The 14,719-nt window shown below is 63.7% G+C and carries 14 protein-coding genes; all 14 read left to right on the top strand.

Features of this window, described 5'->3' with window-relative positions; translation table 11 throughout:
- A partial coding sequence (locus ABYV89_RS07270) for a nickel-dependent hydrogenase large subunit (protein ID WP_432822283.1) occupies nt 1-991 on the top strand: 991 nt, incomplete at its 5' end.
- Nucleotides 991-1,500 (top strand): hydrogenase maturation protease, encoded by a 510-nt coding sequence (locus tag ABYV89_RS07265; RefSeq protein WP_432822282.1) that lies wholly within the window; start codon nt 991-993, stop codon nt 1,498-1,500. The genes ABYV89_RS07270 and ABYV89_RS07265, both read left to right, overlap by 1 nt.
- A gap of 18 nt (nt 1,501-1,518) precedes the next feature.
- The gene (locus tag ABYV89_RS07260) at nt 1,519-2,619 is read left to right on the top strand and encodes a hydrogenase small subunit (protein WP_432822281.1); all 1,101 of its coding nucleotides are present in this window, start codon (nt 1,519-1,521) and stop codon (nt 2,617-2,619) included.
- Between the two features lie 3 nt (nt 2,620-2,622).
- Nucleotides 2,623-3,552 (top strand): hydrogenase 2 operon protein HybA, encoded by a 930-nt coding sequence (hybA, locus tag ABYV89_RS07255; RefSeq protein WP_432822280.1) that lies wholly within the window; start codon nt 2,623-2,625, stop codon nt 3,550-3,552.
- Nucleotides 3,542-4,732 carry an NrfD/PsrC family molybdoenzyme membrane anchor subunit gene (nrfD, locus tag ABYV89_RS07250; protein ID WP_432822279.1) on the top strand — a complete coding sequence of 397 codons (1,191 nt, stop codon included), beginning with the start codon at nt 3,542-3,544 and terminating at the stop codon, nt 4,730-4,732. Before hybA ends, nrfD begins: the two co-directional genes overlap by 11 nt.
- A gap of 740 nt (nt 4,733-5,472) precedes the next feature.
- Nucleotides 5,473-7,356 carry a 4Fe-4S dicluster domain-containing protein gene (locus ABYV89_RS07245; protein ID WP_432822278.1) on the top strand — a complete coding sequence of 628 codons (1,884 nt, stop codon included), beginning with the start codon at nt 5,473-5,475 and terminating at the stop codon, nt 7,354-7,356.
- Nucleotides 7,353-8,093, top strand: a complete 741-nt coding sequence (locus ABYV89_RS07240; RefSeq protein WP_432822277.1) for an NADH:ubiquinone oxidoreductase — start codon at nt 7,353-7,355, stop codon at nt 8,091-8,093. The genes ABYV89_RS07245 and ABYV89_RS07240 overlap by 4 nt, the downstream gene beginning before the upstream one ends.
- A complete protein-coding gene (locus ABYV89_RS07235; RefSeq protein ID WP_432822276.1) occupies nt 8,090-9,367 on the top strand; it encodes a Ni/Fe hydrogenase subunit alpha in 1,278 nt (425 codons plus the stop codon). The genes ABYV89_RS07240 and ABYV89_RS07235 overlap by 4 nt, the downstream gene beginning before the upstream one ends.
- Nucleotides 9,360-9,824, top strand: a complete 465-nt coding sequence (locus ABYV89_RS07230; protein ID WP_432822275.1) for a hydrogenase maturation protease — start codon at nt 9,360-9,362, stop codon at nt 9,822-9,824. Before ABYV89_RS07235 ends, ABYV89_RS07230 begins: the two co-directional genes overlap by 8 nt.
- A gap of 171 nt (nt 9,825-9,995) precedes the next feature.
- Nucleotides 9,996-10,559 (top strand): ANTAR domain-containing response regulator, encoded by a 564-nt coding sequence (locus tag ABYV89_RS07225; protein WP_432822274.1) that lies wholly within the window; start codon nt 9,996-9,998, stop codon nt 10,557-10,559.
- 6 nt (nt 10,560-10,565) lie between these two features.
- On the top strand, nt 10,566-11,360 hold the full coding sequence (locus ABYV89_RS07220; protein ID WP_432822273.1) for an NAD(+)--dinitrogen-reductase ADP-D-ribosyltransferase: 795 nt from the start codon (nt 10,566-10,568) through the stop codon (nt 11,358-11,360).
- 40 nt (nt 11,361-11,400) lie between these two features.
- Nucleotides 11,401-12,303 carry an ADP-ribosyl-[dinitrogen reductase] hydrolase gene (draG, locus tag ABYV89_RS07215; RefSeq protein ID WP_432822272.1) on the top strand — a complete coding sequence of 301 codons (903 nt, stop codon included), beginning with the start codon at nt 11,401-11,403 and terminating at the stop codon, nt 12,301-12,303.
- A gap of 108 nt (nt 12,304-12,411) precedes the next feature.
- Nucleotides 12,412-12,945 carry an O-acetyl-ADP-ribose deacetylase gene (locus tag ABYV89_RS07210; RefSeq protein ID WP_432822271.1) on the top strand — a complete coding sequence of 178 codons (534 nt, stop codon included), beginning with the start codon at nt 12,412-12,414 and terminating at the stop codon, nt 12,943-12,945.
- An 11-nt stretch (nt 12,946-12,956) separates the two neighbouring features.
- The coding region (locus tag ABYV89_RS07205) for a DUF748 domain-containing protein (protein ID WP_432822270.1) at nt 12,957-14,719 on the top strand (1,763 nt) is incomplete at its 3' end.

Here is a 14,719-nt window from a genome sequence, read left to right as displayed (position 1 = left end):
GCCCCACAACATGTCGATCGTCGCCGGCGGCGTTACCGCCGCCCCGACCGTCGACAAAATGGCCGCCTTCCTCTGGAAGATCGAGCAGCTGATCGATTTCATCGACAGCTGCTACCTCCCCGACGTGCTGCTGGTGGCCGGCCGCTACAGCGACTACTTCGGCATCGGTGCCGGCTGCAAGCAGTTCCTCTCTTTCGGCGTCTTCGACATGGACAGCGACCCCGACCTGACCAAGCGCCACCGCTACCTCCCCCAGGGGATCGTCAAGGGGGCCGACCTCAAGCTGCGCCGCCTCGACCCGAACAAGATCACCGAAGAGGTGGACAACAGCTGGTTCGTCAATCACGGCGCCGTCCACCCCTACGAGGGGAGCACCGTGCCCGACCGCGACAAGGCCGGCGCCTACAGCTGGTCCAAGTCGCCCCGCTACGACGGCGAGGTTCTCGAAGCCGGCCCGCTGGCCCGCATGCTGGCGGCTTACGCTGCCGGAGACAAGGAAGTCCAGGGGATGGTCAACAACGTCCTGCAGCAGTTCAGTGCCTCGCCCGACGCGCTCTTCTCGGTCCTCGGCCGCCATGCCGCCCGCGCCATCGAGTGCAAGCTGGTAGCCGAAAAGCTCAAGCAATGGGTGCTGCAGCTGCAGCCGGGCCAGCCGACCTTCACCGACTTCCCCCTCGAAGTCACCAGCCGCGGCATGGGTCTGCACGAAGCGCCCCGCGGCGCCCTGGGACACTGGATTGTCATCGAAGGGGGCAAGGTCAAGAATTACCAGGCCGTGGTTCCGACCACCTGGAACGCCGGTCCGATGGACAGCAAGGGCCAGCCCGGACCGATCGAGCAGTCGCTGATCGGCACCAAGGTCAAGGACAAGCACAATCCCTTCGAGCTGGTCCGCATCGTCCGTTCCTACGACCCCTGCCTCTCCTGCGCGGTGCACGTGGTCACCCCTAAAGGTGAAGACCTCGGCCGCTTCGTGGTCGGAGGGGAGTGATGGAGGCGGCCGCTCTTTTCGCGACCGAGCGCGCCCCGGTGCTGATTGTCGGGGTGGGGAATATTCTGCGCAAGGACGACGGTTTTGCCGATGCCGTGCTGGAAATCCTCGAGTCGAAGGGGCTGCCGTCCCATGTCGAGCTGTTCGACGCCGGCACCAGCGCCATCGACCTGATGGATGTCTTCAACGGCCGGCGCAAGCTGATCGTGCTCGACGCCGTGCGCGGCGGCCAGGCTCCCGGCACCCTCTATCGGTTCAGTCCCGACCAGGTGGAAAACGGCGCCCTGCCGATGAATTCGCTGCACCAGGTCGGCCTGCTGGAAACCCTGCAACTGGGGGAACTGGTCGACTGCAAACCGGGTGAAACGGTGGTGATCGGCGTGCAGCCGGCCGATACCGGCCTCGGCATCGGCCTGTCGCCGGAGGTGGAAGGCGCCGTAGAGAAAGCGGTCGAGCTGGTTCTGAAAGAAATCGACATATTCGAATCCGTTGCGGATTCTAACGATTGAGCAAAAGGAGAGAGATCCATGCCCATTTCCAGACGTAAATTCTTGCAGTTCACCGCCGGCGGCGCTGCGGCGCTGGGCGTCAACCTGTTCGATAACCCGATGCTGCGCAAGGCCTTTGCCGGCGCCATCCAGGAAACCCCGATCATCTGGCTGGCGGCCGGCGCCTGCAGCGGCTGCAGCGTATCGCTGCTGAACGCCCTGTCGCCGCGGATCCAGGATGTGCTGCTCGACCAGGTGCTGCCCGGTCATCACCTGGAGCTGGCCTTTCACCCGACGGTGATGGCGGCTTCCGGCGACCTGGCCATGCAGGCGATGTACGACACCGAAGAAAAACCGTTCATCCTGGTGGTCGAAGGTTCGATCACCACCGCCGACGGCGGCCGTCACTGCGAAGTCGGTGAAAAGCACGGACACGGCATCACCGGCCTGGAGCACGTCACCCGGCTCGGGCGCAAGGCCAAGGCGGTCATCGCCATCGGCAGCTGCGCCGCTTTCGGCGGTATCCCGGCGGCCAACATGAACCCGACCGGTTCCAAGGGGGTGATGGAGGTCTTCAGGGAGCAGGGGATCACCACCCCGACCATCAACCTGCCCGGCTGCGCCGCGCACCCCGATTGGTTCATCAGCACCGTGGCTTCGGTGCTGCTCGGCGGTCCCGAGTCGGTCAAGGTCGATGCGCATGGCCGTCCGGAGATGATCTACAAAAAGCTGATTCACGACAACTGTCCGCTGCGCGGCCATTTCGATGCCGGCCGTTTCGCCGAGAAGTTCGGCGACCCCTACTGTCTCTACAAGCTCGGCTGCAAGGGGCCGGTGGCCCACGCCAACTGCCCGGAGAAACGCTTCAACTCGGGAACCAACTGGTGCATCGACAACGGCCATCCCTGCAACGGCTGCGTCGAGCCCGAGTACCCCTATGACCAGACCATGTGGGGGACGGTGCCGATCAAGGACGCCACCCCGCCGTCGCTCTATCCTCCCATCGTCACCGACATGAAAACCTCGGTGGACGTCACCCCGGCATACGCGGCGCTGGCCGGCGTGGCCGCCGGCGTGGTCGGAGTGCAGGTGATGAAAAAGAAGCCTGCCCAGGGTGAGGACAGCGAAGGGAAGGAGTAAGGGATGAAACTCGATCGCAGAAAATTTCTCAAGATCGGCGCCGTTGCCGGCGGCACCGCCGTCTGCGCCACGGCCGCCCCGGCCCAGGCCCGGGAGCGGCGGGAACCCGACCCCAACTGGTACGGCATGCTCAACGACAGCGCCCGCTGCATCGGCTGCAAGGCCTGCCAGGTCGCCTGCAAGAAGGAAAACAAGCTCGAGCTCGAAGCGACCCTGGATGACAAGGAGAAGTTCGGCCATGCCATCTACGATTCGCCCCGGGGGCTCTCCGAGCACACCTATACCCTGATCAAACTGCACCAGGGGGAGAAGGCCGAGGAGGCCACTTTCGTCAAGCAGCAGTGCATGCACTGCGTCGATCCGGCCTGCCAGTCGGCCTGCATCGTCGGCGCCCTGAAGAAGCAGCCGACCGGCGCGGTTCAGTACGATGCTGGGATGTGCATGGGCTGTCGCTACTGCATGGTCGCCTGTCCCTACAGCGTTCCCCAGTTCGAGTGGCACCGGGCGATCCCGTCGATCAAGAAGTGCACCCTGTGCAACGAAACCAAGCTGACCAAGGGGGAGCCGACCGCCTGTTCGACCGCCTGCCCGGCCGGGGCGATCACCTTCGGCAAGCGCGAGGAGCTGCTGCGTATCGCCAGGCAGCGGATCAAGGCCGAGCCGGAGCGCTACCTCGATCACATCTACGGCGAGAAGGAGATCGGCGGCACCAACGTCCTCTACCTGACCCGCAAGAATGTGCAGTTCGCCGGACTCGGCCTGCCCGACTTCGAGTACAAGGCGGTTTCCGGTCTGACCGAGAGCATCCAGCACCGGATTTTCCAGTATTTTATCCCGCCGATCGCGGTGTACAGCATTCTCGGCGGCATCATGGCGTACAATCAACGCCGCAAGAAGAACGCCGGAATCGAAGGAGGCGAAGATGAATATTAAAGCCCTGCCTCTGAGGCAGAAATTTTTTACCACAAACCTGGCGATCCTGCTCTTTTTCATGGGCACCGGGGTGCTGTTCGCCTATTTTCGCTTTTTCCACGGCTTCGGCTCGGTGACCAACCTCAATCCGGCCTATCCCTTCGGCCTCTGGATCGCCTTCGACGTCGCCTGCGGCGTGGCCCTGGCCGCCGGCGGTTTTACCACCGCAGCGATCGTCGAGATCTTCGGCCGGGAAAAATACCATGCCCTGGTGAGGCCGGCGATTCTGACCACTTTCATCGGCTATTTCCTGGTCGGCCTGGCGGTTTTCTTCGACCTCGGCAAGTACTACAATATCTGGCATGCGCTGATCTACTGGAACGGCACCTCGGTGCTGTTCGAGGTGGCCTGGTGCGTTATGCTCTACCTGACCGTGCTCGGCATCGAAAACCTGCCGAACGTGGTGGAACAGTTCAAGGGGAACGTCCAGCTGCCGGGCAGCCTTTCCGCCTTGAACAAGCCGACCGACTGGGTGCTCGGCAAGGCCGACTGGTTCTGCCGCAAGACGATGGCCTTTTTCGTCATCGCCGGGGTGGTTCTCTCCTTCGGCCACCAGAGTTCGCTGGGAACGATGATGCTGATCGCACCCTACAAGCTGCACGAGCTCTGGTACACGCCGCTGTCGCCGCTCCTTTTTCTGACCTCGGCGGTCGCCGTCGGGCCGTCCATGGTTATTTTCGAGGGGACCCTGGCAGCCAAGTTCTTCGGCCGCAAGCCCGAGACCGAACTGCTTGGCAGTTTCGCCCGCTTTATTCCGATTTTTCTCGGCGTTTATCTGCTGCTGCGGCTGGGCGACCTGGCCTATCGCGGGGTGCTGGCCCAGGCCTTTGACGGCAGCGTGGCGGGTAACTCGTTTCTGCTCGAGTTTGCGCTGTTCGCCGTTCCTTACTTCCTGCTCAAGCGGCGCAGTGTGCGGATGCATGGATCCAAGCTCTTTCTCTGCGCCCTGTCGGTCATCTGCGCGGTGGTGCTGAACCGCTTCAACGTTTTCCTGATCGGGGTCGACATGGCCCCGGGCTTTAACTATTTTCCGTCGGTCGGCGAGTTTGCCATCACCTTTGCTTTTCTTGCCTTCGGCGTGCTGCTGTACAAGATCGGGGTCAACTACCTGCCGATCCTGGAAGCGGAGGAGCATCACTAGGATTTTCGTTGACCTGATGACGAAGCCCGTCTTTTTGGCGGGCTTCGTCTTTTTGGCGGGCTTGAAAACCGCCGGGACTCGCCCCGGCAGGCGACCTACTTTTTGATAAACGTCAAAAAGTAGGCAAAAAGCGTTTTCCACTGCGTGGGGCATGAGAAGCACTGGCGCGAATGGTTGAGGCGTAGGCACCGTTATGCTGACGCCGGTGGCGGTTCTTCGTAGCACATCTGCCGCCCTCGGTGGTGAATTCAGCGGTTTCCCGGGCTGAGCAAACACCGGGCTACCAGGAAAAACAAAGGCAACACGAGATTCGCCCCTACTCCAAAACGCGATTGCAGCATCGGTTGTCTAAGCACTGCAGATGAAGCCTCGACACACGCCCGCGCACGGGGAGGTGCCACGAAGCGCGGTCGGTGTTGGTGGGGAAAGGCGAGAAATCGAAGCACTGCCCCAGGCGACAGTAATGCCCCACGCAGTGGAGAGTTTCTTTTGCCACCTTTTCTTTGCGCTCAAAGAAAAGGTGGTCGCCTGTCGGGGCGAGACCCGACGGTTTTGCTTCAAATGGTTAACCAGAAAGGTTGATTGGGCCGGGTTTCGAAACAACAACAACGATACCCCGAACAGTTATCTTAATCCCTCCCTTGACGCCAGCCGGCGCTCTCGCCTACACTGAACGGGTCTGTATGCCTCGATCTTACCGTCCTCCTTTTGCAGGTCGACCTTCCCCGACGAAGTGCGCTATGACCCCATTCCATGCCAAGGAGCAGGCCGCCAAGACCCCGTGGCGCCCGATCAGCCGCGGCGAGATCGAACTGCTGGTGCGTTCGCTCGCCAACGTCTACGAGGTGGTCGGCGTGCAGGAGTTGCGCGGACGGCTCACCATGGAGCGGATCGACGACCCGGCCCTGCTGCGGCTGGAGTTTCCGCCTAAAGTTCATTCGCCGAAGAAATTCCTCTTTCCCAACTGGGAGCAGCTGTTTCGCTTCCGTCTCGGCGGCTCGGTGCTGCTCGAGGCCGAAACCGCGGCGCCGCCGCGGGTGATTTTCGGCATGCACCCCTGCGATCTGCATGCGGTGCGGGTGCTCGACGACTGCCTGTTCGAGGGGGAGGCGGACAGCGCCTACCGGGCCAAGCGGGCCGCCACCATCCTGGTCGGGGTCGACTGTACCCCCGATGAGCATTGTTTCTGTACCAGCGTCGGCACCGACCGGGTGGCCGGCGGCTTCGACCTTTTCCTGCATCGAGTCGACGACGGCTACCTGGTGCAGTGCGGCAGCGGTAAGGGGGAAGCCCTGCTCGACCGTCACGCGCCGGTGGTGGCCGGGCGGCCCGGCGCACCGCCGCTGCCGCTGCAGGTCAAACAGTGCAACGAAGGGCTGCACTTTGCCGTCGAATCTCTCGCCCCGCTGCTGGGCGAGGCCTACGATCACCCGGTCTGGCAGGAGGTGGGGGATCGCTGCCTCGGCTGCGGCGCCTGCACCCTGTTGTGCCCCACCTGCTACTGCTTCAACGTGGAGGACCGCATCGATCTCGACCTCGAGGGCGGCGAACGGGTGCGGACCTGGGATTCCTGCCAGTTCGACCAGTTCACCCGGGTGGCCGGCGGCGGCGAGTTCCGCGGCAGCCAGGCTGACCGCCAGCGGCACCGTTTTTTTCGTAAATACAAATACCTGTGGGAGAAGCACCAGCGCACCGCCTGCGTCGGCTGCGGCCGCTGCAGCCGCGAATGCCTGGGGCGCATTGATCCCAAACGGGTGCTTAACGGCCTGTTCGAAAAAGAGGCCCTGCCCGAGCTGCCCGCCGTGCCCGGCGCCGAATACCGCCCGCAGCTGGCGCAAATCCTCCAGGCCTCCGATCTGACCGCCAGCGAGAAATCGTTTCGTCTGCGGCTGAATGCGCCGCTGGTCTTTGAGCCCGGGGCGTTTCTGGCGGTGTCGGTGTTCGGTCTCGGTGAAGCCCCCTTTACCATCGCCTCGCCGCCGGCCGAAGGGTGCGAGGCAGAGGTCGTGGTGCGTGCCGCCGGGGCTCTGACCCAGGCCCTGCACCGGCTTAAGCCGGGGGACCAGCTCGGGGTGCGCGGGCCATTCGGCAAGGGTTTCCCCCTCGAGCAATTTCTTGGCCGCGACGTGCTGCTGGTGGCGGGCGGCATGGGGCTGATCACCCTGCGGTCGCTGTTGCTGACCATCCTCGCCCGCCGACGGGAATTCGGTCGGGTGGTCCTGCTCTACGGGGCTCGCGACACGGAGGCTTTTTTGTTCCGTGATGAGCTGATGGCCTGGCACCGGGGGGGCGAACTCGACTGCCGCTTTGCCGTCATGGCCGACGAGGGGGAGTGGACCGGCGCCCGTGGCGACATTACTTATCTGTTTCGCGATCTCGACCTGGTGCCACAGCGCACGGTGGCGGCAGTCTCCGGGCCGGCCGGCATGTATCGCTTCGTCAACCCGCTGCTGCTGCGGCTGGGGATCGACGAGGAGCAGCTCTATATCAATCTCGAACGGCACATGAAATGCGGACTGGGCAAGTGCGGCAAGTGCCGGATCAATGACATCTGTGTCTGCGAATGCGGGCCGATTTTCCCTTACAGCCGGGTCAAGCACCTGCGCGAGGCTATTGAAAGATGAAATCGCGCATCGGATTTTTTGACTTTACCGGCTGCGAGGGCTGCCAGCTGACGGTGCTCAATCTCGAGGAAGAGTTGCTTGAGCTGCTGGAGCTGGTGGAGATCGTCGAGTTTCGCGAGGTGATGAGCGGCCAGTGCGACAGCCTCGATATCGCTTTTGTCGAGGGGAGCATCTGCAAGCCGGGCGAGGCGCAGCGGCTGCGGGAGATCCGGGCCAAGGCGACCACCCTGGTTGCCCTCGGCGCCTGCGCCGACACCGCCGGGGTCAATGCCCTCAGCCACTTCCGCGACCTCAAGGAGATGCGCCGGGAGATCTACGGCGGCGACCATCCGCCGGTGGTGACCGACATCCCCCGGCCGCTTTCCGCCATTGTCGCGGTCGATTACCGGGTTCCTGGCTGCCCCATCGATGGGCGCGAATTTCTCACCGTGCTGCAGGCGCTGCTGCTCGGCCGGCCGCCGCAGCTGCCGAGCTTCTCGGTCTGCGTCGAATGCAAGCTGGCCGAGCTCCCCTGCTGCTTCGAGCGCGAGCAGGTCTGTCTCGGCCCGGTGACCCGGGCCGGCTGCAACGCCCTCTGCCTGGCCGCCGGTGACCGCTGCCGCGGCTGCCGGGGGCTGATCGACAATCCCCGCAGCGGCCCCTACTACAGCATTCTCGAAGAGTATGGCCTGAACGAGGAGGATATCCTGGAAGAGTTCCGCACCTTCAATGTTCCCGGCCGGGGAGGTGCGCGATGAAGATCGAGATCCCGTCTCTGGCCCGCATCGAGGGGCATGCCCGGCTGGTGGTCGACGCGACCAGCGGCGAGCTTAAAGAGTGCCGGCTCGAAATTTTCGAATCGCCGCGCTTTTTCGAGGCGCTGCTCAAGGGGCGTCACTACCGCGACGTGGCGCCGATCATTGCCCGCATCTGCGGGGTCTGTTCCAATTCCCACACCCTGGCATCGCTGGCCGCCACCGAGCAGGCCCTCGGCGTCGAGGTCAGTCGCCAGACCCTGAACCTGCGGCGCCTGCTCGCCTACGGTGAGATTCTGCAGAGCCACCTGCTGCAGCTCTATTTCATGGCGGTTCCCGATTTTCTCGGGGTCGGCAGCATCTTCCCCCTGGCCAAGTCGCGCCGTGAGCTGGTGATGCGGGCGCTGCGGCTGAAGAAGCTGGCCAACGACATCTGCCACGCCGTCGGCGGCCGGCCGGTGCATCCGGTGACCCCCTGCGTCGGCGGTTTCTCGGCCCTGCCGCAGGCCCACGACCTGCTCGAACTGCGCCGTCGGCTGGTGGCCGCCGTTCCCGATCTTGAAGCGACGGTGGAGCTCTTCGCCTCCTTTGACTTTCCCGCCTTCGAGCGGGAGACCGAATATGTCAGCCTGGCGGCCGACGACGGCTATCCGCTGCTGGCCCAGACCCTGGTCTCCAGTGACGGGGTGCGGGCGGTGGCCGCCGACTACGCCGGGGTGATCGAGGAATACCTGGTGCCCCACTCGAGCGCCAAGTTCGCCCGGATGACCCGGGCGGCATACATGGTGGGGCCGCTGGCGCGGGTGAAGACCGGTTTCGGCAAGCTGTCGCCCATGGCCCGCAAGGTGGCCGGGGTGGTCGGCCTCGATGCCGGCACGGTCAACCCCTACCTCAACCTGCTGGCCCGGCTGGTCGAGGTGGTGCACTGCGTCGAAGAGTCGATCCATCGCATCGACGAGGTCCTGGCGGCCGGGCTGAAACGGTCGGCGGTTGCCGTTCCTGACGGCGGCGGCAGCGGGGCGGCGGCCATCGAGGCTCCCCGCGGCACCCTCTTTCACGCCTATCGCTACGACCGTCACGGCTGCATCGAGGGCGCCGACTGCGTCATCCCCACCGCCCAGAACCTGGCCAACATCGAGGCCGACCTGCGGGCGCTGGTGCCGACCCTTTTGGAGCTGCCCCGCGAGGAGCTGACCCGCCGGCTCGAAATGCTGGTGCGCGCCTACGACCCGTGCATCAGCTGCTCGACCCACCTGCTGCAGGTGACCATTGTCTGACCTTCGCATCATTGGCATCGGCAACCCGCTGATGGGGGACGACGGCATCGGCATCGCTGCCGTCGAGCGGCTAAGGCTGCTGGAACTTCCCGCCGGCGTCGAGGTGATCGACGGCGGCACCGGCGGCCTGACCCTCCTTGCGCTGATGGAGGGGGCGCAGCGGGTCATCCTGGTCGATGCGGTTGACATGGGGCGGGCTCCCGGGAGCATCGCCCGTTTCGGTCTCGACGACCTCCTTCCCGCTGATCCGGAAACCTCCTTTTCCTTGCACGCCTCGGGGGCGCTTCCCGCCCTGCAGCTCGGCCGTGAGCTCGGCCTGTTGCCGCCGTTGTCTCTGCTTGGTGTCCAGCCCACCGAGATCGGACCCGGCATGCTGCTTTCCGCGGTCATTGCATCGTCTCTTGATCCCCTTCTTTTGATCCTTCTGGCAGAAATTCACCAGTGCGCTGGAAAATAACCCGGTTGTTTCACTGGCAAGTTATTAGCCATATAGTACAAATTAATCCTCGGTGGGAGGACCTCTATTTTTGTCGTGGCGACCGGATGGCATGTTCCCGGCATTGCTTATGCATTGTCTATTTTCTGAAAGATCTTTTGTGATAACGTTTTAGAAACGGAGGCCCTTCCGATGAAAGTTGCCCTGGTTGTTGATGATGAACCCTTGCTTCGCCGTCAGGTGGGTGAAACCCTTTTGAATCAGGGGTTTGAGGAAATTATCGAAGCGGAGAACGGCCGCCAGGCGGTCGATATCGCGCTGATTCGCAAGCCCTTGCTGATCGTTATGGACGTTTCCATGCCTGTTATGGATGGGGTCACGGCTGCTGAAAAAATAGGCAAAAGGCTGTCGACCCCCATTGTGCTGCTGACCGCCACCGAAGATTCGGAGACCATTGAGCGGGCTCGCGATGCCGGGGTCATGAGCTATGTGCTCAAGCCGTTTCGCGATGCCCAGCTGCACGCCGCGGTCGACCTGGCCATTCACCAGTTCGTCGAGGTGTCGAGCCTGCGCGACGAGGTGGCCAGTCTCAAGGAAACGATCGAGGCGCGCAAGCTGATCGAGCGGGCCAAGGGGGCGCTGATCAAGCAGGGGCTGTCCGAGCCCGAGGCCTACCGGCGCATGCAGAAGATCGCCATGGACAAGCGCAAGACCCTGAAAGAGGTGGCCGAAGCCATCCTGTTGATGGAAGGATAGGAACCGATGGGAGCGACGCCGATGAATCTCTGCAGCCTGCCGCCCTGGGCGATCGCTTCCCGTCATTTCAACGAAAATCCACAGCCGCTCGAAATCCAGGGGGTCCGCCAGGCCAACCGGCTGCTGTTTCAACGGCTGGCCGCGCTGGACGACCCGGCCGAGCGCGGCGCCCAGTTTCACGACTACATGGACGTGACCTTCCAGCTGCACCAGTGGGCGCAGGAAACCTCGGTCAAGGGGCGCAAGAGCCTGAAGAACAGCTACCTGCGTTTTCTGCGCGGCTGGATGTTCGACGCCAATTCCCTCGAAGGGGCGGTGCTCAAGGGCTGGGTGGAGAGCCGCTTCGGGCTGCCGCCGACCTTTCACCGCGAACCGATTCGCGACATCCACGGCGAAGCCTATTTTCTCTACATGGTCGAGCGTATGAAGGGCTCGGCCCGCACCAGTGCCATCAATTCCCAGTTCGACGTGCTGTTCGAGTTCGCCCAGAGCGAGCTGGCGCGGCGCCATCCCGGCGTCAGTCATTTCACCCTGTATCGCGGCATCAACGATTTTGACGAACACATGGTCATCGAGCAGCTGGGCAAACATGACTACCTACTGCGGCTGAACAACCTCAATTCCTTCACCAACGATTTCGAGCGGGCCTGGGAATTCGGCACCAAGGTGCTGCGGGCCGAGGTTCCCTTGGCCAAGGTGGTCTTCCAGGGCGACCTGCTCCCCTCGTCGCTGCTCAAGGGGGAGGGGGAGCTGATGGTGATCGGCGGCGAGTACCAGGTCAAGGTGATGACCGGCGGCTGATTTCTGATATTTTTCCGGCGCAAGCCTGATGGACTTTGCAATGTTGACTGATAATGAGATCCTCAGCCGGGGGAAGGCGGCCTTTCTCGGCCTGGCCATCGGTGATGCCCTGGGGGCGACCACCGAGTTCATGAATCCGCGGGAAATCGCGGCCCAGTACAAGGTGCACAAGAAAATCCGCGGCGGCGGCTGGCTTGGCCTTAAACCCGGTTGTGTGACCGACGATACCGAGATGTCGGTGGCCATGGCCCGGGCCATTATTGACGCCGGCGACTGGAACCTGCCCGGCATCGCCGACAATTTCGTGGCCTGGATGCGCGGCAAACCGATCGACATCGGTTCCACCTGCCGCAAGGGGATCCGCAACTACATGCGCCAGGGGGTGATCGAGGCCCCCTACAACGAGTGGGATGCCGGTAACGGCGGGCTCATGCGCATGCTCCCGGCGGCCCTGTTCAGCCTCGGCGACGACGCCCTGATGCAGCGCTGCGTCATCGAACAGTCCCGCATCACCCACAACCATCCCCTCTCCGACAGCGCCTGCATCACCGTCGGCCGCATGGTGCACCAGGCCATGTTCGGCGCCGATCGTTTCGAACTGCACGCCATCACCCGCGACCTGGTCGAGCAGCATCCCAACTTCCAGTTCAATAACTACAAGGGGAACGCTTCCGGCTACGTGGTCGACACCCTGCAGACGGTCTTTCATTATCTCTTCACCACCGCCAGCTTTGAAGAGTGCCTGGTCGGCGTGGTCAACCAGGGGGGCGACGCCGATACCACCGGCGCCATCGCCGGCATGATCGCCGGCGCCTTCTACGGTCTCGACGCCATTCCCGAGCGCTGGGTTCGCAAGCTCAACGTCGAAGTGCGCCAAGAGGTGCTCGACCTGGCCGAGCGGCTGGTGCGGTTGTCGCCACGCATGCAATCCCCCCTGAAATAAGTCTTCCCTGTCGTTGAGCCTGAGCGAAACTTCCTTTCCAGATCCCTCCCGGTGCGCTAATCTTATACTCTGAACTGTCTTTTGACTTATTCCGGCGAGGAGGAGAGCGTGCGCCAGGTCCAGATTGAAATTATCCAGGGAGACATCACCCGGCAGCCGGTCGATGCCATCGTCAATGCCGCCAACTGCAGCCTGCTCGGCGGCGGCGGGGTCGACGGCGCCATCCACCGGGCGGCCGGGCCGCAACTGCTGGCCGAATGTCGCGGCCTGGGCGGCTGTCCGACCGGTGAGGCGCGACTCACCGGCGGCTACAACCTGCTTGCCCGTTACGTGATACACACGGTCGGGCCGGTCTGGCATGGCGGCGACCGCGGCGAAGACGGCCTGCTGGCTGCCTGCTACCGCAACAGCCTGGCGCTGGCGGCGCAAAGCCAGGTCTGCAGCGTCGCCTTCCCCTCGATCAGCACCGGGGTCTACCACTTTCCCATTGAACGGGCCTGTCGCATCGCCCTGGGCGAGGTGCGGGAGTTTCTGCAGCAAAACTCGACCGTCACCCATGTGACCTTCGTCTGCTTTTCCCCGGCGGATCTGGCCGTCTACCGGGAGGCCTACCGGGAAGTTTTCGCCAGTTCTGCATCCTGAGAGGAGCAGCAATGAAGCGGTGGATGAAAATCGCCCTGGCGGTCCTGCTGGTTGTTGTTCTGCTGCTGGCGGCGATCCCCCTGGCGCTGCCCTCGCTGGCGCGGCATTACGGCGGCGGCTGGCTCAAGGAGCAGACCGGCCGGACCCTGACCCTCGGCGGCCTCTTTCTCAGTCCGCTGAACTGGACCCTTGAGCTGCGTGATGTCGCCCTCAGCGAACCGAACAGTGCAGAGACGTTCGCTGCTTTTGACCGACTGACACTGCGGGTGAGCCCGAAATCCCTGCTCGAGCAGGCGGTGATCGTCACCGGGTTCGAGCTGGTCGGGCCAAAGGTTCAGATTCTTCGCGCCGGCGACCGCTTCAATTTTTCCGATTTCGCCGAATTGACCCCCCCCGCGCCTGAGCCGCCCGAAAAGCCCGCGGCCGAAAAGGGCCAGCCGCTGCGGTTTTCCCTCAACAACCTGCAGATCGTCAACGGGTCGGCCCTGTACGTTGAAAACAAGGACGGCGCCGAGACCCAGCGCCACAGCGTCCGCGACCTGAACCTGGCCGTACCGTTTATCGGCAACACCCCCTACCTGGCCGACAAGTATGTGACCCCGGTCTTCCATGCGGTGATCAACGATGCCCCGCTGAACCTGGACGGCAAGCTCAAGCTCTTTTCCGACGCCGTCGAAGTGGCGGTCACTATCGATCTGAACCGCGTCGATATCCCCTTTTACCTCGACCTGCTCCCGAATGCGCTGCCGGTCAAAATCGCTTCCGGCCATTTCGGCGGCGATGTCGAGATCGTCTACCGGGCGACCGAGTCACAACAGCCGCAATTGCAGGTGGCCGGCGAGATGCGCGTCTCGGCCCTGCGCGTCGCTGTTCCGCACGGCGCCGACCTGGCCTTTCTGCCCTTTGTCGTGGCCCGCATCGCGCCGTCGCAGGTGCTCGACAGGCAGCTGCACCTGGAGACGGTGCATATCTACAATCCCGAGGGTTATCTCGGCCGCAACCGGCAGGGCCGCTGGAGCTTTGCCGGCTTGACGGCCCCCGCGGCGCCGAGCGGGCAGGCAACGGCTGAAACGGAGGCCGAGGCGGCCCCGTTCCTGGCGACCCTTGGCGAGCTGCACCTGAAAAACGGCCGGGTGGAGCTGCGCGACGAATTGCCGGAGGGAGGCTTCCGCGCCGAGGTCCACGATCTGAACCTGGATGTTGCCGGCTTTTCCACCGCACCACAGTCTCGGGCAACCTATGCCCTGTCGCTGCGAAGCGGCCGAAAGGAGCGGCTGCAGGTCGCTGGCGGGCTGATCGCCGAGCCGCTGACGGTGGAGGCCCGGGTGGCTTTGGATGAACTGCGCCTTGAGGCCTATACCCCGTACCTGTCCCCCTACCTCAGCGCCCCGCTTTTCGGCCGCGTCGGGCTGGAGGGGGACGTTGTTTTCAGCGACGGTATCCTCCGGCTTGAAGGCGGCCGGCTCGATCTGAACGATCTTGCCGCCTCTTTCGGCGGCGACGAAGGGGTGACGCTGGCCCGGCTGAGCGTTGCCGGTTGCCGTTTCGATGGCGGTGAAAACCGGCTGGAGATCGACCGGGTCGAGCTGGACGACGGCGTCTTGACCCTGTCGCGAAGCGCCGAGGGGCGGCTGTCGTTTCTGAACCTGCTGCGCGAACCGGCCCCGACCGATGAGGCTGGCAAGCCCGCCGAGCCGAAAGGAGCGGCTCAGCCTTTTCATTATCAGTTGCAGGAGCTGACCGCCAAGGGGCTGCAGCTTGACTTTACCGACCG

Source organism: Trichloromonas sp., assembly GCF_041583255.1.
Taxonomy (GTDB): domain Bacteria; phylum Desulfobacterota; class Desulfuromonadia; order Desulfuromonadales; family Trichloromonadaceae; genus Trichloromonas.
The sequence above is the reverse complement of the archived record's forward strand: the minus strand, read 5'-3'. Positions and strand labels throughout refer to the sequence as shown.

Bases quoted from the DNA above. Each gene is read 5' to 3' on its own strand.
- ABYV89_RS07265 (WP_432822282.1), top strand. From the start codon at position 991: ATGGAGGCGGCCGCTCTTTTCGCGACCGAGCGCGCCCCGGTGCTGATT.
- ABYV89_RS07260 (WP_432822281.1), top strand. From the start codon at position 1,519: ATGCCCATTTCCAGACGTAAATTCTTGCAGTTCACCGCCGGCGGCGCT.
- hybA (WP_432822280.1), top strand. From the start codon at position 2,623: ATGAAACTCGATCGCAGAAAATTTCTCAAGATCGGCGCCGTTGCCGGC.
- nrfD (WP_432822279.1), top strand. From the start codon at position 3,542: ATGAATATTAAAGCCCTGCCTCTGAGGCAGAAATTTTTTACCACAAAC.
- ABYV89_RS07245 (WP_432822278.1), top strand. From the start codon at position 5,473: ATGACCCCATTCCATGCCAAGGAGCAGGCCGCCAAGACCCCGTGGCGC.
- ABYV89_RS07240 (WP_432822277.1), top strand. From the start codon at position 7,353: ATGAAATCGCGCATCGGATTTTTTGACTTTACCGGCTGCGAGGGCTGC.
- ABYV89_RS07235 (WP_432822276.1), top strand. From the start codon at position 8,090: ATGAAGATCGAGATCCCGTCTCTGGCCCGCATCGAGGGGCATGCCCGG.
- ABYV89_RS07225 (WP_432822274.1), top strand. From the start codon at position 9,996: ATGAAAGTTGCCCTGGTTGTTGATGATGAACCCTTGCTTCGCCGTCAG.
- ABYV89_RS07220 (WP_432822273.1), top strand. From the start codon at position 10,566: ATGGGAGCGACGCCGATGAATCTCTGCAGCCTGCCGCCCTGGGCGATC.
- draG (WP_432822272.1), top strand. From the start codon at position 11,401: ATGTTGACTGATAATGAGATCCTCAGCCGGGGGAAGGCGGCCTTTCTC.